The sequence below is a fragment of the Streptomyces sp. 3N207 genome (assembly GCF_052246355.1).
Taxonomy (GTDB): domain Bacteria; phylum Actinomycetota; class Actinomycetes; order Streptomycetales; family Streptomycetaceae; genus Streptomyces.
On record NZ_JBQQBV010000015.1, the window covers coordinates 161,499 to 186,813 of the forward strand.

Annotated in this window: 21 protein-coding genes; 17 read left to right on the forward strand and 4 right to left on the reverse strand. The window is 71.3% G+C overall.

The window, feature by feature from the left end; translation table 11 throughout:
• Window positions 1–101: 101 nt before the first annotated feature.
• Together ACTWP9_RS23555 and ACTWP9_RS23560 are read left to right on the forward strand one after the other, a co-directional pair.
• Window positions 102–2,969, forward strand: coding sequence for an FAD-binding and (Fe-S)-binding domain-containing protein (locus ACTWP9_RS23555; protein WP_443248231.1), 2,868 nt, complete (start codon window positions 102–104; stop codon window positions 2,967–2,969).
• Entirely contained in the window at window positions 2,966–3,466 is a 501-nt protein-coding gene (locus ACTWP9_RS23560; protein ID WP_443248232.1) for an SRPBCC family protein, read from the forward strand. Before ACTWP9_RS23555 ends, ACTWP9_RS23560 begins: the two co-directional genes overlap by 4 nt.
• Before the next feature lie 120 nt (window positions 3,467–3,586).
• On the opposite strand, the gene ACTWP9_RS23565 is transcribed toward ACTWP9_RS23560, so the two are convergent.
• Window positions 3,587–4,087: a hypothetical protein gene (locus ACTWP9_RS23565; RefSeq protein ID WP_443248233.1), complete on the reverse strand. Its 501-nt coding sequence runs from the start codon at window positions 4,085–4,087 to the stop codon at window positions 3,587–3,589.
• Between the two features lie 140 nt (window positions 4,088–4,227).
• Between ACTWP9_RS23565 and ACTWP9_RS23570 the strand changes: the two genes are divergently transcribed.
• From ACTWP9_RS23570 to ACTWP9_RS23610, 9 genes are all read left to right on the forward strand, one after another.
• On the forward strand, window positions 4,228–5,055 hold the full coding sequence (locus ACTWP9_RS23570) for a TIGR03084 family metal-binding protein (RefSeq protein ID WP_443248234.1): 828 nt from the start codon (window positions 4,228–4,230) through the stop codon (window positions 5,053–5,055).
• Between the two features lie 74 nt (window positions 5,056–5,129).
• Entirely contained in the window at window positions 5,130–6,794 is a 1,665-nt protein-coding gene (locus tag ACTWP9_RS23575; protein WP_443248259.1) for an acyclic terpene utilization AtuA family protein, read from the forward strand.
• The gene (locus ACTWP9_RS23580; protein WP_443248235.1) at window positions 6,791–8,395 is read left to right on the forward strand and encodes an acyl-CoA carboxylase subunit beta; all 1,605 of its coding nucleotides are present in this window, start codon (window positions 6,791–6,793) and stop codon (window positions 8,393–8,395) included. The genes ACTWP9_RS23575 and ACTWP9_RS23580 overlap by 4 nt, the downstream gene beginning before the upstream one ends.
• 29 nt (window positions 8,396–8,424) lie before the next feature.
• Complete coding sequence (locus ACTWP9_RS23585) at window positions 8,425–10,353, forward strand: acetyl/propionyl/methylcrotonyl-CoA carboxylase subunit alpha (protein ID WP_443248236.1); 1,929 nt, start codon at window positions 8,425–8,427, stop codon at window positions 10,351–10,353.
• Window positions 10,354–10,445: 92 nt separating this feature from the next.
• Window positions 10,446–11,612 carry an acyl-CoA dehydrogenase family protein gene (locus ACTWP9_RS23590; RefSeq protein ID WP_443248237.1) on the forward strand — a complete coding sequence of 389 codons (1,167 nt, stop codon included), beginning with the start codon at window positions 10,446–10,448 and terminating at the stop codon, window positions 11,610–11,612.
• Window positions 11,612–12,460 carry an enoyl-CoA hydratase family protein gene (locus ACTWP9_RS23595; protein WP_443248238.1) on the forward strand — a complete coding sequence of 283 codons (849 nt, stop codon included), beginning with the start codon at window positions 11,612–11,614 and terminating at the stop codon, window positions 12,458–12,460. Before ACTWP9_RS23590 ends, ACTWP9_RS23595 begins: the two co-directional genes overlap by 1 nt.
• Entirely contained in the window at window positions 12,442–13,062 is a 621-nt protein-coding gene (locus ACTWP9_RS23600) for a TetR/AcrR family transcriptional regulator (RefSeq protein WP_443248239.1), read from the forward strand. Before ACTWP9_RS23595 ends, ACTWP9_RS23600 begins: the two co-directional genes overlap by 19 nt.
• 197 nt (window positions 13,063–13,259) lie before the next feature.
• Complete coding sequence (locus ACTWP9_RS23605; RefSeq protein WP_443248240.1) at window positions 13,260–14,789, forward strand: sodium:solute symporter family protein; 1,530 nt, start codon at window positions 13,260–13,262, stop codon at window positions 14,787–14,789.
• Between the two features lie 141 nt (window positions 14,790–14,930).
• A complete protein-coding gene (locus tag ACTWP9_RS23610; RefSeq protein WP_443248241.1) occupies window positions 14,931–15,533 on the forward strand; it encodes a hypothetical protein in 603 nt (200 codons plus the stop codon).
• Window positions 15,534–15,554: 21 nt separating this feature from the next.
• Here the strand turns inward: ACTWP9_RS23610 and ACTWP9_RS23615 are convergent, their stop codons facing one another.
• The gene (locus ACTWP9_RS23615) at window positions 15,555–16,025 is read right to left on the reverse strand and encodes an ATP-binding protein (RefSeq protein WP_443248242.1); all 471 of its coding nucleotides are present in this window, start codon (window positions 16,023–16,025) and stop codon (window positions 15,555–15,557) included.
• Window positions 16,026–16,201: 176 nt separating this feature from the next.
• Here ACTWP9_RS23615 and ACTWP9_RS23620 point away from each other — a divergent pair, with 176 nt between their 5' ends.
• Both ACTWP9_RS23620 and ACTWP9_RS23625 read left to right on the forward strand, forming a co-directional pair.
• A complete protein-coding gene (locus ACTWP9_RS23620; RefSeq protein WP_443248243.1) occupies window positions 16,202–17,104 on the forward strand; it encodes a helix-turn-helix domain-containing protein in 903 nt (300 codons plus the stop codon).
• Window positions 17,101–17,313 carry a DUF397 domain-containing protein gene (locus ACTWP9_RS23625; RefSeq protein WP_443248244.1) on the forward strand — a complete coding sequence of 71 codons (213 nt, stop codon included), beginning with the start codon at window positions 17,101–17,103 and terminating at the stop codon, window positions 17,311–17,313. Before ACTWP9_RS23620 ends, ACTWP9_RS23625 begins: the two co-directional genes overlap by 4 nt.
• Before the next feature lie 83 nt (window positions 17,314–17,396).
• Here ACTWP9_RS23625 and ACTWP9_RS23630 read toward each other — a convergent pair whose 3' ends face one another.
• Window positions 17,397–18,488: a citrate synthase 2 gene (locus tag ACTWP9_RS23630; protein ID WP_443248245.1), complete on the reverse strand. Its 1,092-nt coding sequence runs from the start codon at window positions 18,486–18,488 to the stop codon at window positions 17,397–17,399.
• A gap of 507 nt (window positions 18,489–18,995) precedes the next feature.
• On the opposite strand from ACTWP9_RS23630, the gene pdxH reads away from it, so the two are divergent.
• Together pdxH and ACTWP9_RS23640 are read left to right on the forward strand one after the other, a co-directional pair.
• Window positions 18,996–19,622 (forward strand): pyridoxamine 5'-phosphate oxidase, encoded by a 627-nt coding sequence (gene pdxH / locus ACTWP9_RS23635; RefSeq protein WP_443248260.1) that lies wholly within the window; start codon window positions 18,996–18,998, stop codon window positions 19,620–19,622.
• A 479-nt stretch (window positions 19,623–20,101) separates the two neighbouring features.
• On the forward strand, window positions 20,102–21,673 hold the full coding sequence (locus tag ACTWP9_RS23640; RefSeq protein ID WP_443248246.1) for a PAS domain-containing protein: 1,572 nt from the start codon (window positions 20,102–20,104) through the stop codon (window positions 21,671–21,673).
• Between the two features lie 39 nt (window positions 21,674–21,712).
• Here the strand turns inward: ACTWP9_RS23640 and ACTWP9_RS23645 are convergent, their stop codons facing one another.
• Window positions 21,713–22,507 (reverse strand): SIS domain-containing protein, encoded by a 795-nt coding sequence (locus ACTWP9_RS23645; RefSeq protein WP_443248261.1) that lies wholly within the window; start codon window positions 22,505–22,507, stop codon window positions 21,713–21,715.
• A 220-nt stretch (window positions 22,508–22,727) separates the two neighbouring features.
• Between ACTWP9_RS23645 and ACTWP9_RS23650 the strand changes: the two genes are divergently transcribed.
• Both ACTWP9_RS23650 and ACTWP9_RS23655 read left to right on the forward strand, forming a co-directional pair.
• Window positions 22,728–23,423 carry a metal-dependent transcriptional regulator gene (locus ACTWP9_RS23650; RefSeq protein ID WP_443248247.1) on the forward strand — a complete coding sequence of 232 codons (696 nt, stop codon included), beginning with the start codon at window positions 22,728–22,730 and terminating at the stop codon, window positions 23,421–23,423.
• A 670-nt stretch (window positions 23,424–24,093) separates the two neighbouring features.
• Window positions 24,094–25,053, forward strand: coding sequence for an alpha/beta fold hydrolase (locus ACTWP9_RS23655; RefSeq protein ID WP_443248248.1), 960 nt, complete (start codon window positions 24,094–24,096; stop codon window positions 25,051–25,053).
• Window positions 25,054–25,315 lie beyond the last annotated feature (262 nt).

Genomic DNA, 25,315 nt, shown 5'->3' on the forward strand with positions numbered 1-25,315 from the left:
GGCGGGCGTTGGGCGGCCGATCGGCGGGGTGATGCGGACCACAGACACGAATGATCGCGCAGGGGCAGCGGACAGCCCGGGTGAGCGTGCACGCTGTGCGCATGGGAGACGCACGTAAGGCAGACGCACCGGTCGCACGGGAGCTGGAACGGGCACTGCGCGCAGCGGTGCGCGGCGGCGAGGTGGAGTTCGGCGCCCAGGACAGAGCACTGATGACGATGGACGCCTCCAACTACCGGCGGGTGCCGCTGGGCGTGGTGGCACCCAAGGACGACGACGATGTGGCGGCCGTGCTGGCCGTCTGCCGTGAGCGGGGCGTCCCCGTGGTGGCGCGCGGGGCCGGGACCTCCATCGCCGGGCAGGCCACCGGGCTCGGTGTGGTGCTGGACTTCACCCGGCACCAGCGCACCATCGAGCATCTGGACCCCGACAGCCGCACCGCCGTCGTACGCCCCGGCGTCATCCTGGACGACCTGCGCAACGCCGCCGGTGCCCACGGGCTCACCTTCGGGCCCGACCCCTCCACCCATGCCCGCTGCACGCTCGGCGGGATGATCGGCAACAACTCCTGCGGCTCCCACTCGGTCGCCTGGGGCACCACCGCCGACAATGTGCACGAGCTGGAAGTCCTCACCTACGGCGGGGAGCGGGCCCGGCTCGGGCGGGGCGGCGAAGGCGTCCCCGAGCGGCTGCGTACCGGCGTCGCCTCCCTCGTGCAGGGCGAACTGGCCCGGCTGCGCACCGGGTTCCCCGAACTGCCCCGCAGGATCTCCGGCTACGCCCTGGACGAGCTCCTCCCCGAGAAGGGCGAGGACTGGGCCCGCGCCTTCACCGGCAGTGAGGGCACCCTGGGCGTGCTCACCCGCGCCACCGTCAAGCTGGTGCCCACGCCGGGCGCCCGGGTGCTGGCCGTACTCGGATACGCGGACGAGTCCGCGGCGGCCGAGGCGGCGGCCGGGCTGCTCCCACACCAACCGCTGACCGTCGAAGGCATGGCCAACGACCTGGTCGGCGACGCCGCGCGAGCCTCCCTCCCCAAGGGCGGCGCCTGGCTGTTCGTGGAGGTCGGCGGCGACGACGCGGCGCAGGCCAGGGCCAACGCCGAGAAGCTGTGCCGGGCCGCCCGCGAGGGCACCACCGACCACGCGCTGGTCACCGAACCGGCCGGGCAGCGCGCCCTGTGGCGGGTCCGCGAGGACGCCTCCGGCACGGCGACGCGGATGCCGGACGGAGCGGAGGCGTGGCCCGGCTGGGAGGACTGCGCCGTCCCCCCGCCGCGGCTCGGCGCCTATCTGCGGGACTTCCGCAAGCTGCTGCGCGAGTACGGGCTGCGCGGGCTCCCGTACGGGCACTTCGGGGACGGCTGCATCCACGTACGGATCGACTTCGACCTGCTGGGCGAGGCGGGGATCGCGAAGTTCCGGGACTTCTCCGTGGCGCTCGCCGATGTCGTCGTCGCGCACGGCGGCTCCCTCTCCGGCGAGCACGGTGACGGCCTGGCCCGCGCCGAGCTGCTGACGCGGATGTACGGCGAGGAAATGGTCGGCCTCTTCGGCCGGTTCAAGGACCTGTGGGACCCGGCCGAGGGCCTCAACCCCGGTGTGCTCGTACGGCCCGACCCGCTGGACGCCAACCTGCGCTTCGCGCCGCTGCCGCGCAAACCGGTCGACGTGGAGTTCGGCTACCCGCACGACGGCGGTGACTTCTCCGCCGCGGTACGCCGCTGCGTGGGTGTCGCCAAGTGCCGCAACGAGACGGCCGGGGCGAGCGTCATGTGCCCGTCCTTCCGCGCCACCGGCGAGGAGAAGCACTCCACGCGCGGGCGCGCCCGGCTGCTGCACGAGATGCTCGCCGGGGAAGTCGTCACCGACGGCTGGCAGTCCGAGGAGGTGCACGACGCCCTCGATCTGTGTCTGTCGTGCAAGGGCTGCCGCAGCGACTGCCCGGTCGGGGTGGACATGGCCACCTACAAGGCGGAGTTTATGCACCGCTATTACAAGGGCGATGCCGAGCACCCGGGCAAGCGCCGCCCGATGGCCCACTACTCGATGGGCTGGCTGCCGCGCTGGCTGCGGCTGGCCGCCGCCACCCGCACGGTGCCGCTGCTGAACGCAGGCGCCAAGGTGCCCCCGCTGGCCGCGCTCGCCAAGCGGCTGGGCGGGCTGGCCCCCGAACGGGACATTCCGGCGCTGCCCCGTACCCCGTTCACCCACTGGTGGCGCAAGCAGCCGGGCCGCTCCGCCGCCGACGGCAAGCCGGTGGTCCTGTGGCCGGACACCTTCACCAACTACCTCTCCCCGGAAGCCGGTTCGGCGGCGGTCCAGGTCTTCCAGGATGCGGGTCTGCGTCCCGTCGTGCCGCCGAAGCAGGTGTGCTGCGGTCTCACCTACGTCTCCACGGGCCAGCTCGACCGGGCCCGTACGGTGATGCGCCGCACTCTCGATGTGATGGAGCCCGCGCTGGACGCGGGCCTGCCCGTCGCCGTACTGGAGCCGCCGTGCGCCGCGGCGCTCCAGACGGACGTCCCCGAGTTGCTGAGCGACGACCCTCGCGCGGCGCGGCTCGCCAAGGCCGTCCGCACCTTCGCGCAGACCCTGGAAGAGCAGGCCCCCGACTGGGAGCCGCCCCGTATCGACCGCCCGGTCGCCGGGCAGACCCACTGTCACCAGCACGCCGTCATCGGCGACGCCGCCGAGCGCCGGCTGCGTGACCGGGCGGGCCTCACCGGCACCCTCAGCGGCGGCTGCTGCGGGCTGGCCGGCAACTTCGGCTTCGAGAAGGGCCATTACGAGGTCTCCGCCGCCTGCGCCGAGGACCAGCTGCTGCCGGCCCTGCGCGCTGCCGAACCCGGCACGGAGATCCTCGCGGACGGCTACTCCTGCCGCACCCAGATGGACCAGCTGGGCGGCTACCAGAGCCGGCACCTGGCGGAGGTACTGGCGGAAGGGCTGGGTAGGAGCGGCCTATGATCCGAGTGACTGTGGAGCAGACCGTACGGTGCACCCCCGACGCGTTCCTGGCCCTGGTGATGGACCCGGAGCGGTACGCCCGGGTCGACGCCAAGCTGGGGCGTATCGACTGGGTGCGGCACCAGGAGAACGTCACCGAGTTCAAGTTCCGTTCGCGGCTGCCGGGCCTTCCGGGCCCGGCGCCGAAGGTCGTCTCGCGGATGCGGCTCACCCCGGGGGAGGCCGTCCACGTCCGCTATGCGCCCGCGCCGCACAACCGCCTTGTGCGGCGCGTGTCCACCTTCGCGGCGAGCTTCGTCTGCACGTCGGAGGACGACGACACCACGCGGGTGGTACGGACGATCGAGATGGGCTTCGCCCCGCCCCTCCGCCACCTGGCCGAGCCGGTCCTCCGCCGCAGCCTGCGGCCCGACATGGAACGCGAGATCCGCGGCGCCAAGGCCCTGTTGGAGAGCGCCGACGCGCCCCGTAAGGGGCGCGGGGAACGGCGCGACTAGCCATGGGGGTACCTCCTCCCTGCTCGAAGAGCTTGGGGGAACACCCGCAGCCCGCAAGCGTCCGGCAGGGGCACCTCCTACCGGAACACCGCAGCGAGCCGCACGCGACCTGGGCCCCGGCTACCGGACCTCTCCTTCGAGCGCATCCCCGCGCCATGCGGCCAGCCGCGATGCGAGGGGCCCCGTGCCGTCCAGTACATGCCGGCTGAACGCGTCCCGCTCGTGGGCCAGCACCGCCGCCTCCCACACGCACGGGGCGAGCCCCGACCGGCCGGGCCGCAGCTGGTCAGGCTCCCCGGCGGGCCCGGTGAACACCGCGAGGTCGGACATGTAGCCCTCGATCCAGGTGTGCACCAGCACGTAGTCACCGTCCCCGCCGGCATGTGTCAGCACAACGGAAAGTCCCAGAGACCCGCGCAGCTGCGCCGATGCCAGATGGTCCCCCGCGATCCGCAGTGCGGTCCGCGCGTCCTGCTCCGTCACCGACCGCCCCGGCGCCTCGATCGCGTACGCCTTCACCGAGTGATCGGCGATTTCTGAACTGCCCAACGGCCGCACGACACGGGCATGGTGCCCCTCGGCCAGCGCCTGCAACGCCTTCGAATCCCCAAGTCTGCTCATACGGCCATGATCCCTGCTCCCCGGCCGGGCAGGAAGTAATGCAAGCACGCTTGCTTGTTTTTGCCGAGGCTGTCAGTCTCGGTGCCACGCACGGTGGTTGGGCGAGCACGGGACCGAACACGGGAAGGGCGGGTCGGATCGTGACCGCATCGCAGGATGTGCTCGGCGAGGTGCTGGCGGATCTGCGGGCCGAGAGCGCGGAGCTGGACGGTCTGGTTGCCGGGTTGCCGCCCATGGCCTGGGCCGCGGCCACGCCCGCGGCCGGGTGGACGGTTGCGCATCAGATCGCCCACCTGGCCTGGACGGACCAGCGGGCGCTGCTCGCCGCGAGCGACCCGGAGGCGTTCCGCCGGGAAGCCGAGGAATTTCTGGCCCGCGCCCCTGGGGCGAGCTTCATCGACGACGGTGCCGAGGAGGGGGCGCGGCTGCCGCAGGGCGAGATGCTGGAGCGCTGGCGGACCGGGCGCGCGGCGCTGGAGGAAGCGCTGGCCGGGCTCACGCCGGGCGTCCGGCTGCCCTGGTACGGGACGTCGATGAGCGCGGCGAGCATGGCGACGGCGCGGATCATGGAGACCTGGGCGCACGGCACGGACATCGCCGAAGGTCTCGGGGTCGCACGGGAGCCGACGGACCGGTTGCGGCATGTCGTACGGATCGGGGTGCGCGCCCGGGACTTCGCGTACGCAGTGCGCGGGCTGGAGCCGCCCGCCGAACCTTTTCGGGTGGAGGTAACCGGTCCAGGTGGTGACGTGTGGGTGCATGGCCCCCGGGACGCGTCCCAGCGTGTGACCGGTGACGCCCTCGACTTCTGCCGTCTGGTGACCCAACGCCTGCATCGCGACGACGCGCGCGTACGGGCCGAAGGTGCCGAAGCCGAGCGGTGGTTGGGCATCGCGCAGGCGTTCGCGGGGCCGCCGGGCGGCGGACGGGAACGCAGGGGTGCCCCGGCACCGGAGGGGGATGAGTGAGCGCGTCGGTCCAGCCGTTGCGGATCGGCAACGCCTCCGGCTTCTACGGCGACCGCTTCGCCGCGCTCACCGAGATGCTGACCGGCGGCCCGCTGGACGTACTGACCGGCGACTATCTCGCCGAGCTCACCCTGCTCATCCTCGGCCGCGACCGGCTGAAGGACCCCGCGCGCGGCTACGCCAGGACGTTCCTGCGGCAGCTGGAGGAAGGGCTGGGGCTGGCCCGCGAGCACGGCGTCACCCTCGTCACCAACGCGGGCGGCCTCAATCCGGCCGGGCTCGCAGACGCCGTACGGGAGTTGAGCGAGCGGGTCGGCGTGCCCGCGCGGGTCGCACATGTCGAGGGTGACGAGCTGCTCGGTGGCCAGGACTGGGGCGAGGGGGTGCTGACCGCCAACGCGTATCTGGGCGGCGCCGGGATCGCGGCGTGCCTGCGCGCCGGTGCCGATGTGGTCGTCACCGGGCGGGTGGCCGACGCCGCGCTGGTCAGCGGGTGTGCCGCCGCGCACTTCGGCTGGGCGGACGACGACTGGGACCGGCTCGCCGGGGCCGTTGTCGCCGGGCATGTGCTGGAGTGCGGGACACAGGCCACGGGCGGCAACTACGCCTTCTTCGTACGTGACGGCATCGACGTGCGCCACCCCGGGTTCCCGCTGGCGGAGCTCGCCGCGGACGGTTCGTCGGTGGTGACGAAACACCCGGGGACCGGCGGCGCGGTGACTGTCGGCACCGTCACGGCGCAGCTCCTCTACGAGACCGCCGGGCCGCGCTATGTGGGCCCCGATGTGACGGCTCGGCTGGATTCCGTGCGGCTCAGCCAGGCGGGCCCCGACCGGGTCCGTATCGAGGGGGTCCGGGGGGAGCCCCGGCCCGGCACCCTCAAGGTGGGCCTCACCCGGCTCGGCGGCTTCCGCAACGAGGTCACCTTTGTGCTGACCGGGCTCGACCTGGAGGCCAAGGCAGCCTTGGTCCAAGAGCAGTTGGAGGCCGCCTTCTCGCGGCCCGGGGCACGGCGTCCGCGGGAGGTGAGCTGGAGCCTCATCCGTACGGATCGCCTGGATGCGGACGTCCAGGAGGAGTCGAGCGCTCTGCTGCGGCTGGTGGTGCGGGACGCCGACGAGAGCGTGGTGGGCCGCGCCGTCTCCGGCCCCGCCGTCGAGCTGGCCCTCGCGAGCTACCCGGGCTTCCATGTGACGGCACCACCGGCTCGGGGGGCACCGTACGGGGTGTTCGGGGCGGCGTACGTACGCGCTGAGGCGGTGCCGCATGTGGCGGTGCTGCCGGACGGTACGCGGGTGGATGTGGCCTTCCCCGCCGGTGAGCCCCTCGCGGGGCGGGCGGGCGAGGAGCAGCGGGCCGATGCGGAGGGAGGGCCTGCGCCGCGGCCCGCGTCGTCCCCCGTTCAGCGTGCCCCTCTCGGTCTCGTCGCCGGGGCGCGGAGCGGGGACAAGGGCGGGAGCGCCAACATCGGCGTCTGGGCCCGCGACGCCGACCCCGACATCTACAGCTGGCTGCGCGACACCCTCACAGTCACCAAGGTGCGCGAACTCCTCCCGGAAACCCGGGAATTCGACGTCACCCGGCACGAACTCCCCAACCTCGCCGCCCTCAACTTCGTGATCGACGGCATCCTCGGCGAAGGCGTGGCGTCGCAGCACCGGTTCGACCCCCAGGCCAAGGCGCTCGGCGAGTGGCTGCGCGCGCGCCACCTCGACATACCGGAGGTGTTCCTCCCATGAGCGCCCTCAAGAGCGCCCTCGACGTGCAAGCTCCGGAGTACGCAGACCACCGCACCGCCATGCTCGGCAAGCTCGAAGAGCTGGACGCCGAGCAGGCCAAGGCTCTCGCGGGCGGCGGCGAGAAATACCTCGCGCGGCACCGGGAGCGAGGCAAGCTGCCGGCCCGCGAGCGGATCGAACTCCTCCTGGACCCGGACACACCGTTCCTGGAGCTGTCCCCGCTCGCCGCGTGGGGCAGCGACTACACCATCGGCGCTTCGCTGGTGACCGGGATCGGTGTCGTCGAGGGCGTCGAGTGCCTGATCACCGCGAACGATCCCACCGTACGCGGCGGTGCCAGCAACCCGTGGACGTTGCAGAAGGCGCTGCGGGCCAACGAGATCGCGTACGCCAACCGGCTGCCCTGCATCAGCCTGGTGGAGAGCGGCGGCGCCGATCTGCCCAGCCAGAAGGAGATCTTCATCCCGGGCGGCGCCCTCTTCCGGGACCTCACCCGGCTCTCGCAAGCAGGTATCCCGACCGTCGCCGTGGTGTTCGGCAACTCCACGGCCGGCGGCGCGTACATACCCGGCATGTCGGACCACGTGATCATGGTCAAGGAGCGCGCCAAGGTGTTCCTCGGCGGGCCGCCCCTGGTGAAGATGGCCACCGGCGAGGAAGCCGACGACGAGGAGCTGGGCGGCGCCGACATGCACGCCCGCACCTCCGGCCTCGCCGACCACTACGCGCTGGACGAACCCGACGCACTGCGCCAGGCCCGCCGCGTCATCGCCCGCCTCAACTGGCGCAAGGCCCATCCCGACCCGGACCCGGCCACCGTACGGGAGCCGCTGTACGACCCCGAAGAACTGCTCGGCGTCGTCCCCGGCGAGCTGAAGGTGCCGTTCGACCCGCGCGAGGTGATCGCCCGGATCGTGGACGCCTCGGACTTCGACGAGTTCAAGGCGCTGTACGGGACCAGCCTGGTGACCGGGTGGGCGCGGCTGCACGGCTACCCCGTCGGCATCCTCGCCAACGCGCAGGGGGTGCTCTTCAGCGAGGAGTCGCAGAAGGCCACCCAGTTCATCCAGCTCGCCAACCAGCGCGACATCCCCCTCCTCTTCCTGCACAACACCACCGGCTACATGGTCGGCAAGGAGTACGAGCAGGGCGGCATCGTCAAACACGGCTCGATGATGATCAACGCGGTCTCCAACTCGAAGGTGCCGCATCTGTCGGTACTGCTGGGCGCCAGCTACGGCGCAGGCCACTACGGGATGTGCGGACGCGCCTACGAGCCCCGGTTCCTGTTCGCCTGGCCGAGCGCCAAGTCCGCCGTCATGGGACCGCAGCAGCTCGCGGGCGTGCTCTCCATAGTCATGCGCGAGTCGGCAGCCGCCAAGGGCAAGCCGTTCGACGAGGAGGCGGACGCCGGGCTGCGGGCCATGGTCGAGCAGCAGATCGAGAGCGAGTCGCTGCCGATGTTCCTCTCGGGACGGCTCTACGACGACGGCGTCATCGACCCGCGCGACACCCGCACCGTTCTCGGTATCTGTCTGTCCGCCGTCCACACCGCGCCGGTGACCGGTGCCCGCGGCGGTTTCGGCGTCTTCCGGATGTGATCCGCGTACAGCCGGAGAGGGAGCACCCAATGATCCGTTCCATCCTGGTCGCCAACCGTGGCGAGATCGCCCGGCGCGTCTTCCGCACCTGCCGCGAACTGGGCATCGCCACCGTCGCCGTGCACTCCGACGCGGACGCCGAAGCGCCGCACGTCCGCGAAGCCGACGCTGCCGTACGGCTGCCGGGCAGCGCACCCGGCGACACCTATCTGCGCGGCGACCTCGTCGTCGACGCTGCCCTCGCGGCCGGTGCCGACGCCGTACACCCCGGCTACGGATTCCTCTCCGAGAACGCCGGCTTCGCCCGCGCCGTCCAGAACGCCGGGCTGGTGTGGATCGGCCCGCCGCCCGCCGCGATCGACGCCATGGCGTCCAAAACAGCCGCCAAAAAGCTGCTGGACGAGGCCGGGGTGCCGCTCCTGGCGCCCCTGGACCCGGGGGAGATCCGCGAGACCGACCTGCCCGTCCTGGTCAAGGCCGCGGCGGGCGGCGGCGGTCGCGGCATGCGGGTGGTACGCGAACTCGCCGCGCTGGACGGCGAACTGGCCGCAGCGCGTGCGGAGGCTGCCTCCGCCTTCGGGGACGGCGAGGTGTTCGTCGAGCCGTACATCGAGCGCGGTCGGCATGTCGAGGTGCAGGTGCTGGCGGATGCGCATGGTGCCGTATGGGCGCTGGGCACCCGGGACTGCTCCCTCCAGCGGCGCCACCAGAAAGTGATCGAGGAGGCCCCCGCGCCGGGGCTGAGCGGCGAGGTGCTGCGCACGCTGGAGGACGCCGCCGTGGCGGCGGCCCGTGCCGTCGACTACGAGGGCGCGGGCACCGTCGAGTTCCTCGTCACGGCCGAGGGCCGGCCCTTCTTCCTGGAGATGAACACCCGACTCCAGGTCGAGCACCCGGTGACCGAGTGCGTCTATGGCGTGGATCTGGTCGCGTACCAGATCTCGACAGCCGAGGGCGCCCCGCTGCCCTCCAGTGGCCCGCCGCCCGCGAGCGGCCACGCCGTGGAGGCCCGCCTGTACGCGGAGGATCCGGCGCGTGACTGGCAGCCGCAGGCGGGGTTGCTGTGGCGGCTCGACGTACCCGGCGACGTCAGGGTGGACGCCGGTGTCGCCGACGGCAGCGAGATCGGGGTCCACTACGACCCGATGCTCGCCAAGGTTGTCGCCTGGGCGCCGACCCGGGGCGGTGCGGTCCGGAAGCTGGCCCGCGCCCTCGAACTGGCGACCGTGCATGGGCCGGTCACCAATCGGGACCTGCTGGTGCGGTCGTTGCGCCACCCCGATTTCTGCGGGGCGCGCTTGGACACCGGGTTCTACGAGCGGAACCTCCCGGAGCTGACCGCCCCCGACCCCGCCGGGTCGCCGGAGGATGCCGGCTACGCGGCGCTGGCCGCCGCGCTGGCCGAGGCGGTACGGGAGGTGCCGCGACGGCCACGGGTCGCAGCGCGGGTGGGCGGCTGGCGCAATGTGCCTGCACAGCCTGCGAGTCGCCGGTACGTCGATGAGCGCGGGGGCGCGCACGAGGTGCGGTACGTCTGGGGTCGGGACGGTGTTGTTCCCGAGCTCTCCGCGTATCCCGGAGTGCGGGTCGTTGCCGCCCGGCCGGACGGTGTGCTCCTGGAGGTGGGAGGGGTGCGGCGGCGGTTCCCGGTCGCTTTCTACGGCGATCGCGTCTTCGCCGGGCGCCATGGCTTCACCGCGCAACCACGGTTGGCGGAGCCCGATCTCACCGCCGGCCCCGGATCGCTGCTCGCTCCCATGCCGGGCACCGTTGTCCGCCTGGCGGAGGGCGTCGCGGAGGGAGCCGAAGTCGCCGCGGGCCAACCGCTCTTGTGGCTGGAGGCCATGAAGATGGAACACCGCATCGTCGCCCCCACGGACGGGAGGGTCGCGGCGTTGGCCGTTGCCACGGGGCAGCAAGTCGAAGTGGGCACCCTTCTTGCGGTGGTCACCGCTTGAGGGGGTGACGTCGCTCGTGGGGGCACGCCTCCGCAAGCGCGGAAGCCAATGACGTAAGAGCAGCCCGCCCGGGGCAATCGGAAGGGACGGAAATGACAGCCCTTATGGAGACCGACGAACAAACGGCACTCCGCGCATCGGCAGCCGCCCTCGGCAAACGGTACGGCCGCGCATATTTCGCGGAGGCAGCAAGCGAGGGTAAACAAACAACCGAACTGTGGATGGAAGCCGCAGAGCTCGGCTACCTCGGAGTCAACCTCCCCGAGAGGTATGGAGGCGGCGGCTCCGGCATCGAGGAACTCTCCATCGTGCTGGAGGAACTCGGCGCAGCCGGCTGCCCCCTCCTCATGCTGGTGGTCTCGCCGGCGATCTGTGGCACGGTGCTGGCCCGCTTCGGCACGGAACAGCAGAAGCGGGCCTGGCTTCCAGGACTGGCGAACGGCACCCGCAAGATGGCGTTCGGCATCACGGAGCCGGACGCCGGCTCCAACTCGCACCGCATCACGACGACGGCCCGGCGGGACCCGGCCACCGGCGAGTGGCTGCTGACCGGCCGGAAGGTCTTCGTCTCGGGCGTCGACATCGCGGACGCGACGCTGATCGTGGGCCGCACGGAGGATGCCCGTACGGGGAAATTGAAACCGTGCCTGTTCATCGTCCCCCGGGACGCGGACGGCTTTTCCCGCAACCGGATCGACATGGAGATCAGCGCACCGGAGAAGCAGTTCGAACTCGTACTGGACGAGGTACGCCTCCCTCCCGAAGCGCTGGTCGGCGACGAGGACGCGGGCCTCCTCCAACTCTTCGCGGGGCTCAATCCGGAACGCATCATGACGGCGGCATTCGCACTGGGAATGGCGCGCTACGCAATCGAAAGAGCGCTGGACTACGCCCGCACCCGGCAGGTGTGGAAGGAACCGATCGGCGCGCACCAGGCGATCGCCCACCCGCTCGCGCAGGCACATATCGAGGTGGAGTGCGCGCGGCTGATGACGCAGAAGGCTGCACGGCTGTACGACGCGGGCGACGACATCGGCGCGGGCGAGGCCGCGAACATGGCCAAGTACGCGGCGGCGGAGGCTTGCGTACGCGCCGTCGACCAGTCGGTGCACACGCTCGGCGGCAACGGACTGACGCGCGAGTACGGGCTTGCGGCGCTGATCACCGCGTCGCGGGTGGCGCGCATCGCCCCCGTGAGCAGGGAGATGATCCTCAACTACGTCTCCCACCAGTCCCTCGGCCTCCCGAAGTCGTACTGATGGCCACGCCGGAGAAAGTGCTCGGCACCGGCACCGCGGACGGCATCCGCACGCTTACCCTCGACTCCCCGCACAACCGCAACGCACTCTCCGCGCGCCTGGTCGGCGAGTTGTGCGCGGAGCTGGAGCGTGCCGAGAACGACGACTCCGTACGCGCGGTGTTGCTCACGCATACGGGCAACACATTCTGCGCGGGTGCGGATTTGAGCGAGGCCGAGTCCCCCCTACTGCGCTTGGGCAGTCTGCGCTTGGGGGTACCCCCTGCTCGAAGAGCTTGGGGGAGCAGGGTGGGCAAGCGCAGCCCCCATGCCGAGCAAGCCCTGGCCTTCGCACAACTGTTGCGCCGCATCGTCGCCCTCCCCAAACCGGTAGTCGCCCGGGTCACCGGGCACGTCCGCGCGGGCGGCACCGGACTGCTGGCGGCCTGCGACATCTCCGTCGCGGGGCCGGAGGCAACGTTCGCGTTCACGGAGGCACGGATCGGCGTGGCTCCGGCCGTCGTCTCCATGCCGGTGCTGCCACGCACGGACCCCCGCGCGATGGCGCGCTACTACCTCACCGGCGAGCGGTTCGGCCCGCAGGAGGCGGCCCGTATCGGCCTGGTGACGCTGGCCGCCGACGACCCGGACGAGGCCCTTGCTCCCGTGCTCGACGGGCTGCGACGGGGCTCCCCGCAGGGGCTGGCGGAGTCGAAGCGGCTGGTCACCCGGGAGGTGCTGGCCGCGTTCGACCGCGACACGGGTACCCTCGCTGAACTGTCGGCGCGGCTGTTCGCGTCGGACGAGGCCCGCGAGGGCATGACGGCCTTCCTCGAACGACGGGAGCCCGAATGGGCGGTGCGGCAGTAACCCGCGGCGGAGCCGCAAGCCCCCGTGGCGCGGCGCCCAAGCAGGACCGCAGTCGGGCCACCCGGCAGCGGCTGCTGGAGTCCGCGGTGACATGCCTGGCCGAGCACGGCTGGTCGGGCAGCACGGTCACGGTGGTCGCCGAGCACGCGGGTGTCTCGCGGGGTGCGGCGCAGCACCATTTCCCCACCCGCGAGGACCTGTTCACGGCGGCGGTCGAGTACGTGGCGGAGGAGCGCTCGCGGGCGCTACGCGAACTGCCGGCGCCGGCCGGTGCGCGTGCTGCCGTCGAGACGCTGGTCGGGCTGTACACCGGTCCGCTCTTCCGGGCCGCGTTGCAGCTCTGGGTCGCGGCGTCCAACGAGCCGCAGCTGGGCCCGCGGGTGACCGCGCTGGAAGCCCGTATCGGACGGGAGACGCACCGGATGGCGGTCGAGCTGCTGGGCGTCGACGAGCGGAGGCCCGGCGTCCGGGAGACCGTGCAGGGGCTGCTGGACATGGCGCGCGGACTCGGCCTCGCCAATCTGCTGACCGACGACAGCGCGCGGCGCGAGCGGGTCGTGGCGCAGTGGGCCCGGCTGCTGGAGGACGCGCTGCACAACTGAACCAGCCCGTCAGCCCTCAGCCCTGCTGATTCGCATTCATCGACATGGATGTGAACCGGCGGGGCTCTGCTGTGTGTTCCGGCCCTGTCCGCAGTCTTGACGCTCCTATAGGCCACTTCTAGGGTGACGCTCGTTCAGCGATCTGGCACGTGTTCATCTACATGAATTGATTGAGCGAACCGAACCAGGGAGCCGCCATGTCCGGACTGGACTGGGGAGTTGTCGGCGCTTACTTCTTCGTGATGCTGGCGATCGGCCTGTACGCGACCCGCCGGATCGACAACGTCGCGGACTTCTTCACCGCACGCGGCCGTATCCCCTGGTGGCTGTCGGGGATCTCGCACCACATGTCCGGCTACAGCGCCATCATGTTCGTCACCTTCGCCGCCGTCGCCTACGACTACGGCGTCACCGTCTACTTCTGGTGGCCGCTGACCATCGGGATCGGCGTCGGCATCGGCGCCTTCCTCTTCGCGCCCCGCTGGAACCGGCTCCGTGCCAAACACGGCGTCAACTCGCCGCTGGAATATCTGGCCGTCCGCTACAACCTGCCCACCCAGCAGGTGCTCGCCTACAGCGGCGCCGCGCTCAAGGTCGTCGACATCGCGGCCAAGTGGGTCGCCATCGCCGTGCTGTTGCAGGGATTCGCCGACATACCGCTCGCCTGGGGCATCACCCTCACCGGCGTCTGCACCATGATCTATATGGCCTTCGGCGGGCTGTGGGCCGACGTCCTCACCGACTTCGGCCAGTTCGTCATCCAGTTCGTGGCGGGCATAGCCATGCTGGTGGCCGTCATGGCACACCTGGACGGCGTCTCAACGCTGTGGACCATGTGGGGCGATCTGCCGGCCGGACACTCCGACCCGGTGGCGGGCCCGGTCACCACGACCCTGATCCTCGCGTTCCTCCTCGTCAAAACCTTTGAGTACAACGGCGGCATGTGGAACCTCGCCCAGCGCTACATGGCCGCGCCCTCCGGCTCCCGGGCGAAGAAGTCCGCGCTGCTGTCCAGCGCGCTGTGGCTGGTCTGGCCGTTGGTCCTCTTCCTCCCGATGATCGCCGCACCGCTGATCGTGCCGGACATCGCGAACGGCGAGGAGTCCTACATCCGGCTCGCCCAGGAACTCCTGCCGACCGGCATGATCGGACTGCTGATGGCCGGGTTCTTCTCCCACACCATGGCCATGGTCGCCTCCGACTCCAACGTCATCACTGCGGTCATCACCCGCGACCTGGCCCCGGTGCTGGTGCGCCGGGTACGCACCCTCGGCGAGCGGGGCCAACTCCTCTTCGCCCGCATCACCACCGTCGCCTTCGTCACCTTCAGCATGGGCTTCGCCCTCTTCTCCGACCCCGACGGCTTCATCATGACGGTCGTCGTCAGCATCGTCGCCGCCACCATGGGCCCCATCTCCATCCCCCTGATGCTCGGCCTCCTCCCCTGGTTCAAACGCCACGGCTCCCTCGCCGCGATCGCCTCCTGGGCCGGCGGCATCACCGTCTGGTCCATCCTCTACTGGGGCGTCGACGACGCCACCGAACCGATGACGGTGGGCCTCCCGCTGCTGACTTCACTCGTGCTGTACGTCGCCATCGGCCTCCTCCGCCCCGTGGAGACCGCAGCAGGCGACGCCATAGTCGACTCCCTCGCCGAAGACCCCCGCATCCCGGCCCAGGGCACCTCCCCGGACGCGGAGACGCTGCCGCCGATGGAAGTCCGCTGACGGGCCGGCAGCACCATCCGCGCGGCCTGCTCCCGCAGTCGGTCATCAGCGGACAGCCCGCGCCCGCGCTGGAGCTCCGTCAGTCTCTCGGCGGAGTGGTCCGTTCCTCAGCTTCCTCGACAAGGTGAAAGAACAGTAGGCATGACCGCTCATCCTCGTCCCACCCGGTGGGTCCGCTACACCCTGCTCTTCGTCGTCGCCATGGCGCTCGTCGCGGTGGGGGCGGTGGGTGGGGCCCTGATGGAGCGCAAGGAGCCGAAGAAGTTCACGGAGGTGTCCGGGGACACCTGTCACACCGTGCTCACGGGTCTGTCCAACTCGGTGCTGGACCGCGTGATCCCCAAGTCCCACTACGTCGGCGGGTGGCAGAAGGTGTCCCGCAAGAAGGGCGAATACAGCGCGCTGTGCCGCATCAATGCGGACGGGAAGCGCGCGTTGACGGTGTCCCTGGCGCAGTTGAACGCCACCCGCTCCCTGGACGGCCCGAAGCCGTGGCAAGGGACGGGGAAGGAAATCCCCGGCTTCAAGAAGAGCTGGGCCACCCGGAGCGTCGCTGCCGCCGCCCTGTCCTGCACCAAGGCCAAGGACGAGGACGAGAACACCTCGCTGCACGTGAAAGTGGAGTCCTTCACGAAGAAGGGCGGCGACACCCGTAAGGACCTGGTACGGATTCTCAAGACGGCGGCCGAGGACGGCCATGCCCTTGCCTGCTTCGCCGCTCCCATTGAGGACGGTTCTGCTTAAAGGCTGTCGGAGGTCCGCCGTTCACAAGGGGAGATCCAGCTCCGCCCAAAGCGTCTTGGTGATCCGGTCGTTCACCCGGTTTCCCCAGCGGTCGGCCAGGGCGTCCACCAGCACCAGCCCGCGGCCGGACTCCTCTTCGGTGCCCGACGGCGGGGGCGATCCCGGCGGCAGGGGCTTGTCCGCCCGTGCGTCGGTGACCTCCACCCGCAGCCGCCTCCCGGGCGTCGGCTCGCTCAACGTCAGGCACAGCCGGAAGTCGCGGCCGATGTTGCCGCAGTGCCGTACGGCGTTCGCCGCGAGCTCCGCCACGATCAGCGCCGCCGTATGGGACGCCGTACTCCCGAACGGCACCCCGTGCTCCTCCAGCCATTGCGTCGCGAGCAGTCGCGCGAGCCGTGCCCCGCGCCGGGTGGAACTGAGCTGCACGGTGAACGTGGCCACCGGCGCCTGGGGTGGCTCGGGTTGGCGAATTTCCTGCGTTTGCGGATTCATAGCGTGACGGTCGCGCTACGCGCATACCGTGGCCAGGTCAGGAGCGCGTTCCCCGGCCACGGGTACGGCGGAGTACGCCTCCTGCGCGGGGATGTACGGGCCGCACGCCGTGACCACGCCACGGCGAACGGCGTTGGCGCAGAGACCCGTTGAGGGCGCACAAGGACGTGAAGCGTATGACCAGCGCGAACGGAAACCAACCGACCGATCGCAAGAAGGACGGCCGCGCCGTCCCCTCCCCCCGTACGGCGGACACCGCCCACCAGCGCAAACGCGAGGACGACCGCCCCGGCATCTGGGTCGGCTACGGCAAGTTGCTGCGCAAGTTCCGCCTTGCGGCGGGGTATTCGCAGGAAGCGCTTGCCCCGCTCCTCGGCTACTCGGCGGAACAGGTCGCCTCCGTCGAGCAGGGCCGCCGCCCCGCGAAGGCCCCCTTCACGGAGGCCGCGGAGCGGGTCTTGGACGCGGGCGACGTCCTGTCCACCCTCCAGGAGGAGGTGGACTTCGCCAAGCTGCCCGCGTTCTTCCGGGACTTCGTACTGATCGAGATGGATGCGGTCAGTCGGTTCGGATACGACCCGCTGCTGATCCCCGGCTTGTTGCAGACGGAGAAGTACGCACGGGCGCTGTTCGAGGGACACGTTCCGATGCTCGACGAGGACGCCATCGAAGACAGCGTCGATGCGCGGCTGAACAGGCAGAAGCTCCTCACCAAGAGCCCACTGGTGGACTTCTCCTTCGTGATCGGAGAGGCGGCGCTCCGCCAGGAGTTGGGCGGGCCGGGCACGATGAAGGAGCAGTACCGTCATCTGCTTGCCCAGGGCAAGCTCCGTAACGTCGCCATTCAAGTCATGCCGTTCGGGGTCGGCTTCCATCCTGGTCTTCACGGCGCGATGGTGCTGGTGGAGACTTCGGAGCACCAGCGGTACGGCTACTTCGAATCGCAGGGAATCGGCCACGTCGTCAGTGATTCCAGGCACGTGAGTGAATTCGCACTCAGGTATGGCAAGCTGCGGTCACAAGCCCTGAACGTCGAGGAATCAGCCGCCTTCATCCGGCATTTGGCAGGGGAACAATGAGAAGTGAGCAGCAGGCAGCCCGGCTCGATGAGCTGTCGTGGTTCAAGAGCAGCTACAGCGGCCCGGAGGGCGGCGACTGTGTAGAGGTGGCCCACACCGTCGCCACCGTTCACGTCCGCGACTCCAAGGACCAGCGCGGCCCCATCCTCTCCGTACCGACCGGTCGGTGGGCAGAGTTCATCGCGTTCGCCGGGCGCTCCTGGCGCTGAGCCCGCGAAGGGGGCGGGGTCGATCTTGCCCCGCCCTCCCGTTTGTTCTGGCCAAAAGGCTGCCCCTGACGGCGCGCCTCTGGTCAGCCCGTGTAGCCGTCCACCTCGCGGGGGTTGCGCGGGCCGGGGCCCACATAGCGGGCCGAGGGGCGGACGAGGCGGCTGGTGCGCTTCTGCTCCAGGATGTGCGCCGACCAGCCGGCGGTCCGGGCGCAGGTGAACATCGAGGTGAACATGTGGGCCGGGACCTCGGCGAAGTCCAGCACGATGGCGGCCCAGAACTCGACGTTGGTCTCCAGCACCCGGTCGGGACGGCGGGCGCGCAGCTCGGCGAGGGCGGCCTTCTCCAGCGCCAGGGCGACCTCGTAGCGGGGGGCGCCCAGCTCCTTGGCCGTACGCCGCAGAACGCGGGCGCGCGGGTCCTCGGCGCGGTAGACGCGGTGCCCGAAGCCCATCAGTCGCTCTCCGCGGTCCAGCTGGCGCTTCACGTACGCGTCCGCGTCGCCGGTGCGCTCGATCTCCTCGATCATGCCGAGGACCCGGGAGGGTGCACCGCCGTGCAGCGGGCCGGACATGGCGCCGACCGCGCCGGAGAGCGCCGCCGCGACGTCCGCGCCGGTGGAGGCGATGACGCGGGCCGTGAAGGTGGAGGCGTTCATGCCGTGTTCGGCCGCGGAGGTCCAGTAGGCGTCGACGGCGGCCACGTGCTTGGGGTCGGGCTCGCCGCGCCAGCGGCGCATGAAGCGCTCGACCACGGTGTCGGCCTTGTCGATCTCCTTCTGCGGCACCATCGGCAGCCCCTGGCCGCGTGCGGACTGCGCGACGTACGACAGGGCCATGACGGCGGCGCGCGCCAGGTCGTCACGGGCGGTGCGCTCGTCGATGTCGAGCAGGGGTTTGAGGCCCCAGACGGGAGCCAGCATGGCGAGCGCCGACTGGACGTCCACCCGGATGTCCCCGGAGTGCACCGGGATGGGGAACGGTTCGGCGGGCGGCAGGCCGGGGTTGAAGCCGCCGTCGACGAGCAGCCCCCATACGCTGCCGAACGACACCTGGCCGACCAGGTCCTCGATGTCCACGCCGCGGTAGCGGAGCGAGCCGCCTTCCTTGTCGGGTTCGGCGATCTCCGTCTCGAACGCGACGACTCCCTCGAGTCCGGGTACGAAGTCGGACATCTGGCGGCTCCCTCGTAAAGCGTCGTCAGGGCTGTGCTGACGGCGGAACGACCTGCTGGCGTGGGCTGCGCGGGGCAGCGTGGTCTGCGGTGCATGCTGCGCATGCGGTGTGAGCGCGGCGAACGGTTCCGCTGCCGGCTTCTCGCGGCTCACGGACCGGGCCGTCACCTCGGTCATGCCCGCCCCGGTCGGTGGTCACGCTCCGCTGCCTGTGGCCTGGAGCACGCTGTCGGGCGGAGCGGCAACGATAGCTCTTGGTGTACGGCTGCCACAGCTCTCGGGGCAGGATTCTGGCGGTTCCAGCACCTGCGCGGGAGGGTGAGATGAGGCACAGCCGCCGATTCCGGGCCCTCAGGTGTGCGGAGGGTGTCCACCGGGCAGACTGTCCGACCGCGACGGGGACGGATGCTGCAAGATAGCGGCGTGCCTCACGCTGATGACGTTGACGACGCTGCTGCCACCGACGCCACCGACACCACGGCCTCGACCACCCTCGACCCCGCCGCGATGCGGGCCCACTACCGGGACGAAGGGCTCGGCGAGAGCGAGCTGGCCCCCGACCCCTTCGCCCAGTTCGCGCTCTGGTTCGCCCAGGCGACCGCCAGCGGGCTGCACGAACCCAACGCCATGGTGTGCTCCACCGCCGACGAGCGTGGCCGTCCCAGCTCCCGCACCGTCCTGCTCAAGCGCTACGACGAGCGCGGCTTCGTCTTCTTCACCAATTACGGCTCCCGCAAGGGCCGGGAGATCGAGGCGAACCCGTACGTCTCGCTGCTCTTCCCCTGGCACGGCATCGCCCGCCAGGTGATCATCTCCGGCACCGCGGAACGCACCGGGCGCGACGAGACGGCCGCCTACTTCCGCACCCGCCCGCACGGCTCGCAGCTCGGCGCCTGGGCGAGCGAGCAGTCCTCGCGGGTGGCCTCCCGGGAGGAGCTGGACCGGCTGTACGCACAGCTGGCGGAGCGCTACCCGGAGGGGGAGGACGTTCCGGCACCGGCCCAGTGGGGCGGCTACCGGGTGCGCCCGGAAACGGTCGAATTCTGGCAGGGCCGCGAGAACCGGCTGCACGACCGGCTGCGCTACCGCCGTACGGAAAGCGGTGGCTGGGAGATCGAGCGCCTCTGCCCGTAGGGGGAGACGCGCCCCGTCAGGGGCGCGGGGAACTGCTCCCCCAGCCTCCGGCCGGGAGGTGCCCCCAGCAACCACAAAGCACCCGCAGCCCGGAAACAAAGAGCAACCCAACAGAACGGCCCGTGGGCGACTCCCTCCGCCAAAGGCGGACGGCGTCGGTCGGACGAGTCCGACGAGCCCACGGGCCGGGTGACTGCTGTGGATTGGCCGGCGAACCGGCGTCACGCTAGTGGCGTCGGCCTCAGGCCGCAGCCACCTCACACGTCCGGTGATTGATCATCAGCCGGATCACCTCCCTTCCTGTGTGCTCCACACCGTAAGCACCGCCCTCGGGGGCGGCAAACGAATTTCGGGGCGACAACGATTTCGGGGAACTCGCTGTGGGGTGTGTCACGTTCGAGTTGAATGATCCGTACACAGGTCGTGGCGCTGAGCGACGGGCACGGCCAAGACGGGCGCAGCAACAAGGGGGTGCCGAGGTGGCGGCTCGATCCGAGACTCACTCCGCGTCGTCCTCGGACGGTGACGGCGGGCCTGACGACGAACTCCTGCTGGCCGCGCTGCTCGACGGCATGGACGCCGCGTTGTGCGCCTTCGACGCCGACGGTGTGGTCACCCACTGGAACCGCGAGGCCGAGCGGATGCTGGGCTGGACGCAGGAGGAGGCCGTCGGCCGCAAGGGGCTGGCGGGCTGGGCGGTGCGCCCTGCCGACGCGGAAGAGGTCGAGGGCCGGCTGTTCGACGCCATGCGTTCGCCCGGCCGCCAGGTCCACGAGTTCGCACTGCTGACCAAGGACGGCGGGCGGGTGCTGGTGCGCATCCAGTCTTCGGGGGTCAGCAGCGCCGACGGCCGTCCCAAGGGCGTCTACTGCGCGTTCAGCGAGGTGCACGCACAGATCGACCTGGAGCGCTGCATCGCGCTGAGCGAGGCGCTGCTGGAGGACGCCTCCTGGGGCGTCGTCCTGGTCGACGCCGATCTGCGGCCCACCGTCACCAACGCGTACGCGGCACGGGCCTTCCGCGTCCCCGCCCGCGCCACCATGCTCGGCCGCCCGCTGGGCGAACTGCTGGAGCAGGGCATGGAGGAGTTGGAGGGCGCGCTTCAGCACGTACTGGGCGAGGGAGCGCCGCCCGCGCCCGCCGAGCTCTGGGTGACGCTGCGCCGGCAGGGCGACCGTACGAATGCGGGCCGGAACGGTGCCGACGCGGGCCGGAACGGCGCCGACGCAGGTCGGAGCGGCGCCGACCGGGCGGGAGCGGACCGCGCGGACGCGGATGCCGACGGGGCCGAGGCCGCCGCCGACACCACGGACTCGGCGCGCCGCCGCTGCTGGCGCAGCGGCTTCCTGCGGCTGGCCTCACCGCTGGCCGAGGAGCCCGTGCCGCTGGGCGTCGCCTGGCTCTTCCAGGACGTCACGGCGGAGAAGCAGGCCGAGCGGGAGGCGGCCAGGCTGCGCTTCCGCGCCGGTCAGCTGCACCGCGCGGCACGCGCCGCCGCGGAGTGCGCGGACCCGATGGAGTCCGCCTGCCTCCACCTGGAGTTCGCGCTGGCCGGGTTCGCCGACCACGCGCTGCTGGACCTGGCCGCCGAGCCTGGGCCCGAGCCGTCGCGTACGCGGGACGCCTCGCTGGACGCGCTGCCGCCCAGCGACCCGCGGCTGGTGCGGGCCGCGCTGGCCCCCGCGGTCGAACGCGGCCGGCCGCCGTTCATCGAGCCGGGCACCGCCAGCGGTATCCCCGTGGCCTACCCGGAGGGCCATCCGGCGCTCCAGGCGTATCAGCGCTGCACCTCCGTACGGGCCAGCAGCGGCGAGCAGCGAGGGCCGGACGCCACGGAGTGGGCGCGGGCCCGCAAGTGGCCGCAGGGCACTGTGCACGGGCTGTGCACGGTGCTGCGCTGCCGGGGCCGTTCGCTCGGCGTCGTCACCTTCCTCCGGGACGCGGGCCGCCGCCCCTTCGACCGGGAGGACGCGGACTACGCGGAGCAGATCGCCGCCCAGGTCGCGGCGGCGGCCGATCTGGCGGGCGTGCTGGGCAAGGGACAGCCGTAGCGGGGTTTTACGGGCCCGGCCATGGAAGATCCGTACGGGTCAGCGGTAGAAGATCCGGTCCGCGTACTCGTCCATCACGCGCGCGTTCCAGTCGTGCCCGCCGTCCACGTTCCCCGAGCGCAGCATGGGCGGCTCGACGCCCCGGCGGACCAGCTCGCTCGTGGCGGTGGCGACGATCGCCTGCATCACCGCGCTGGTCACCACCGTGGAGGCGGGCGCGAACGGTGCTCCGACGCCCTCGGCGGTCAGTTCGGCGTCGCCGAGGGCGATACGGCTGTCGACGACGATGTCGCAGTGGTCCTTGAGGAAGGTCCCGGTGGTGTGCCGGGAGCGGGTCTGTGCCGCGTACGCGACCGAGGTGACCCCGACGACCTTGAGGCTGAGAGCCCGGGCGTTGAGGGCCAGCTCAACGGGGAGCGCGTTGCGGCCCGAGAGGGAGATGACGATCAGCACATCGCCCGCGCGCGCCGGGCTGGAGTCGAGCGCCGCCGCCGCCAGTCCCGAGACCCGCTCCAGTGCGCTGCCGAGCGTCGCGGGGCGGACATCGACGCCGACGGCGCCGGGGATGTTGAGGAGGTTCATCACCGCGAGCCCGCCCGCGCGGTAGACGGTGTCCTGGGCCGGGAGGGAGGAGTGCCCCGCGCCGAAGGCGAAGATCCGGCCGCCCTCGACGACGGTGTCGGCCAGCAGCTTGCCCGCCGCCTCGATCGCCGCCGCCTCGCCGTCCCTGACCTCCTTCAGCAGCGCGACGGCCGCGTCGAAGAAGTCCCCGGCCGGCGTCCCCTCCGCCTTTTCGGCCTTCTCCTCGGCATTTCCCCCGGCCTGCTCGCCCATTGCGCGCCCTTCGCGTCCGTCGTCGCCGCGGCCGGATCCGCCCCGGTCCCGCTCCTGTGCGTTCCGTAGTACGGCGCTCACGTTGAGGTCTGGACCTTTCCTCTGTCAACCGGCAGGCGCCCGTCATCGGCGCCGGTTCGCGGTCGGGACGGCGCGGTTGTCCGTGGGATGCGTCAGAATTGCTTGAGGGCCACCGCACGAGCTGACTAGGGGCTACGCAATGTCAGGACTCATCGACACCACGGAGATGTATCTCCGCACCATCCTGGAGCTTGAGGAGGAAGGTGTGGTCCCGATGCGTGCCCGCATCGCCGAGCGCCTGGACCAGAGCGGTCCGACGGTCAGCCAGACCGTGGCCCGGATGGAGCGGGACGGGCTGGTGACGGTCGCCGGGGACCGCCATCTGGAGCTGACGCAGGAGGGCAGGCAGCTGGCCACGCGCGTGATGCGCAAGCACCGGCTGGCCGAGTGTCTGCTGGTCGACGTGATCGGCCTGGAGTGGGAGCAGGTGCACGCGGAGGCGTGCCGCTGGGAGCACGTGATGAGCGAGGCGGTCGAGCGCCGCGTGCTGGACCTGCTGCGGCACCCCACCGAGTCTCCCTACGGCAACCCGATCCCGGGTCTGGAGGAGCTGGGCGAGAAGGCGGAGGCCGACCCGTTCCTGGACGACGGACTGGTCAGCCTCAACGACGTGGAGACCGGCGGCGACGGCAAGACGGTCGTGGTCCGCAGGATCGGCGAGCCGATCCAGATGGACGCCCAACTGATGTACACGCTGCGGCGTGCCGGTGTGCAGCCGGGCGCGGTCGTCAGCGTCAACGCCGGCTCCGCGGGCGGCGTCCAGGTGGGCAGCAGCGGCGAGGCCGCCGAGCTGGACACCGAGATCGCCGCGCACGTCTTCGTCGCCAAGCGCTGAGGCCTGCGGCGGGCGCAGCCGACGACGTGGGGGAGCCGACGTGGGGGAGCGCGCCCCGAAGGGGCGCGGGGCCCCTGCTGTCTGTGCCTCTCGCGGGCGCTTCACCGACTTCGGGGCAGGTGCGAGCGACCACGACGCGCCCGCACCCGGACACTTCGCGCGCCCCTCACGGCGGGTTTCCCCGGTCGGCACGTGGTGGTCGGGGCGCAAGAGAGGGGCGCCTGCCCGAGGCCGGGTTGTGCAAGGTGCGCTCCGGCGTACCGGGACGCGCCCCCGCGGGTGGGCGTCTTCCCAAATTCTTCCGGTCGTACCAGAGTTGCCCGAACACGAGCGGCTGTGTGCGTGCCGTGCGACGCTGTCGCTGGGGGAAGGGGAGCCATCGATGCCGTGTTCCACAGGCCCCGCGTCGCCCCGCGCGGGCCGGGTGAGCAGCCGGGGCTCCGGTGCCTTCGGCCGCCGGAGCCCCGCCTCCCCATGTCCCCCCGCGGCGACCCGGAGCCCCGAGCTCTCAGGGTCTGCCGCCCTCCCGGTTCCTGTCTCCCCCGGGGGACGACGGGCAACCCCGCAGGCGTGTCACTCGAACGTGGGGTATTCGCCGTGAGGCCCGGCTGTTCGAATAAAGGTTCGATAGTCTGACGCGGCGGTCACAGGAGTGGGGGTGTCACGACGCATGGTGCGACGGATCGATGTGACGGGGGCGGACGGAATCCGGCTGGCGGCATGGGAGTTCGCCGACCCGCCCAAGGCCGGCCCCGAGGCCCTGGCCGGCGCCGCCGCGCCGGGCGTGACCGGTGCCGGAGCGGCAGGCGGGAGGCGCAAGGCACCCGGCGCAGGGCAGGACGCCGAGACGCCGCGCCGCAATCCGCCGGGCGTGCTTTTACTGCACGGACTCATGGGCCGCGCCGCGCACTGGGCGAGCACGGCCCGTTGGCTCACGGACCGCTATCGCGCCGTTGCCCTCGACCAGCGGGGCCACGGCCGCAGCGACAAACCGAGCGAGGGCCGCTACGACCGGGATGCGTACGTCGGCGACGCGGAGGCCGCGCTCGAACAGCTCGACCTGGCCCCGGTCGCGCTCGTCGGCCATGCCATGGGCGCGCTGACCGCCTGGCAACTCGCCGCCAAGCGCCCCGATCTCGTCCAGGCACTGGTGATCAGCGATATGCGGGCCTCGGCGCTCGGCGAGCAGTCGCAGCGCGAGTGGGAGGAGTGGTTCAAGTCCTGGCCCGCCCCTTTTGCGACCCTCGCCGACGTACGCAGATGGTTCGGCGAGGACGATCCCTCGCTGGAGCGTTCCCGTCCCTCCCGGGGTGAGTTCTTCGCCGAAGTGATGAGCGAGGGGGAGGACGGCTGGCGGCCGGTGTTCTCGCCGGAGGTGATGATGCGGGTCCGTGAGACATGGGTGCACGACGCGCACTGGGACGAGCTCGCCCAAGTGCGCTGCCCCACCCTCGTGGTCCGCGGTCTCGACGGTGAGTTGGGCCGCGCCGAGGCGCAGGAGATGGTGCGGGTGTTGCCGCGGGGCATTTATGCGGAGGTGACCGAGGCGGGGCATCTGATCCATTACGACCAGCCGGAGGATTGGCGGCGCGTCGTGGAGCCCTTCCTGCAGGCTGCCCTTCCGGGCTGACCTCGCTTGTGGGGCACCCCGTGAGGGCCCCGTCGCGTGTGGGGGCACCCACGTGAGGGCCGTCGCTTGTGAGGGCACGCCTCCTTGCGTTTTCGGCTGCCTGCCGGTGCTTTTGTGGGGGCACGCCTCCTTTCGTTTTCGGCTGCCGCCGACAGGTCGTGTCGGGGGGCTCCGCCCCCCAACGGCCCCCCGCCAGGTGGGCTTCGCCCCCCTAGAACCCCCCTTCCGCAACCGCGGAAGCCATTGACGTGAGGGATCTCCG

What these genes read in the sequence shown, in the direction of transcription:
- ACTWP9_RS23565 (WP_443248233.1), bottom strand. Translation starts at nt 4,087, where the DNA reads ATGAGCAGACTTGGGGATTCGAAGGCGTTGCAGGCGCTGGCCGAGGGG.
- ACTWP9_RS23630 (WP_443248245.1), bottom strand. Translation starts at nt 18,488, where the DNA reads ATGTCCGACTTCGTACCCGGACTCGAGGGAGTCGTCGCGTTCGAGACG.
- ACTWP9_RS23615 (WP_443248242.1), bottom strand. Translation starts at nt 16,025, where the DNA reads ATGAATCCGCAAACGCAGGAAATTCGCCAACCCGAGCCACCCCAGGCG.
- ACTWP9_RS23580 (WP_443248235.1), top strand. Translation starts at nt 6,791, where the DNA reads ATGAGCGCCCTCAAGAGCGCCCTCGACGTGCAAGCTCCGGAGTACGCA.
- ACTWP9_RS23595 (WP_443248238.1), top strand. Translation starts at nt 11,612, where the DNA reads ATGGCCACGCCGGAGAAAGTGCTCGGCACCGGCACCGCGGACGGCATC.
- ACTWP9_RS23650 (WP_443248247.1), top strand. Translation starts at nt 22,728, where the DNA reads ATGTCAGGACTCATCGACACCACGGAGATGTATCTCCGCACCATCCTG.
- ACTWP9_RS23605 (WP_443248240.1), top strand. Translation starts at nt 13,260, where the DNA reads ATGTCCGGACTGGACTGGGGAGTTGTCGGCGCTTACTTCTTCGTGATG.
- ACTWP9_RS23610 (WP_443248241.1), top strand. Translation starts at nt 14,931, where the DNA reads ATGACCGCTCATCCTCGTCCCACCCGGTGGGTCCGCTACACCCTGCTC.
- ACTWP9_RS23620 (WP_443248243.1), top strand. Translation starts at nt 16,202, where the DNA reads ATGACCAGCGCGAACGGAAACCAACCGACCGATCGCAAGAAGGACGGC.
- ACTWP9_RS23590 (WP_443248237.1), top strand. Translation starts at nt 10,446, where the DNA reads ATGACAGCCCTTATGGAGACCGACGAACAAACGGCACTCCGCGCATCG.
- ACTWP9_RS23555 (WP_443248231.1), top strand. Translation starts at nt 102, where the DNA reads ATGGGAGACGCACGTAAGGCAGACGCACCGGTCGCACGGGAGCTGGAA.
- ACTWP9_RS23600 (WP_443248239.1), top strand. Translation starts at nt 12,442, where the DNA reads ATGGGCGGTGCGGCAGTAACCCGCGGCGGAGCCGCAAGCCCCCGTGGC.
- ACTWP9_RS23575 (WP_443248259.1), top strand. Translation starts at nt 5,130, where the DNA reads ATGCTGACCGGCGGCCCGCTGGACGTACTGACCGGCGACTATCTCGCC.
- ACTWP9_RS23560 (WP_443248232.1), top strand. Translation starts at nt 2,966, where the DNA reads ATGATCCGAGTGACTGTGGAGCAGACCGTACGGTGCACCCCCGACGCG.
- ACTWP9_RS23585 (WP_443248236.1), top strand. Translation starts at nt 8,425, where the DNA reads ATGATCCGTTCCATCCTGGTCGCCAACCGTGGCGAGATCGCCCGGCGC.
- ACTWP9_RS23645 (WP_443248261.1), bottom strand. Translation starts at nt 22,507, where the DNA reads ATGGGCGAGCAGGCCGGGGGAAATGCCGAGGAGAAGGCCGAAAAGGCG.
- ACTWP9_RS23655 (WP_443248248.1), top strand. Translation starts at nt 24,094, where the DNA reads ATGGTGCGACGGATCGATGTGACGGGGGCGGACGGAATCCGGCTGGCG.
- ACTWP9_RS23625 (WP_443248244.1), top strand. Translation starts at nt 17,101, where the DNA reads ATGAGAAGTGAGCAGCAGGCAGCCCGGCTCGATGAGCTGTCGTGGTTC.
- pdxH (WP_443248260.1), top strand. Translation starts at nt 18,996, where the DNA reads ATGCGGGCCCACTACCGGGACGAAGGGCTCGGCGAGAGCGAGCTGGCC.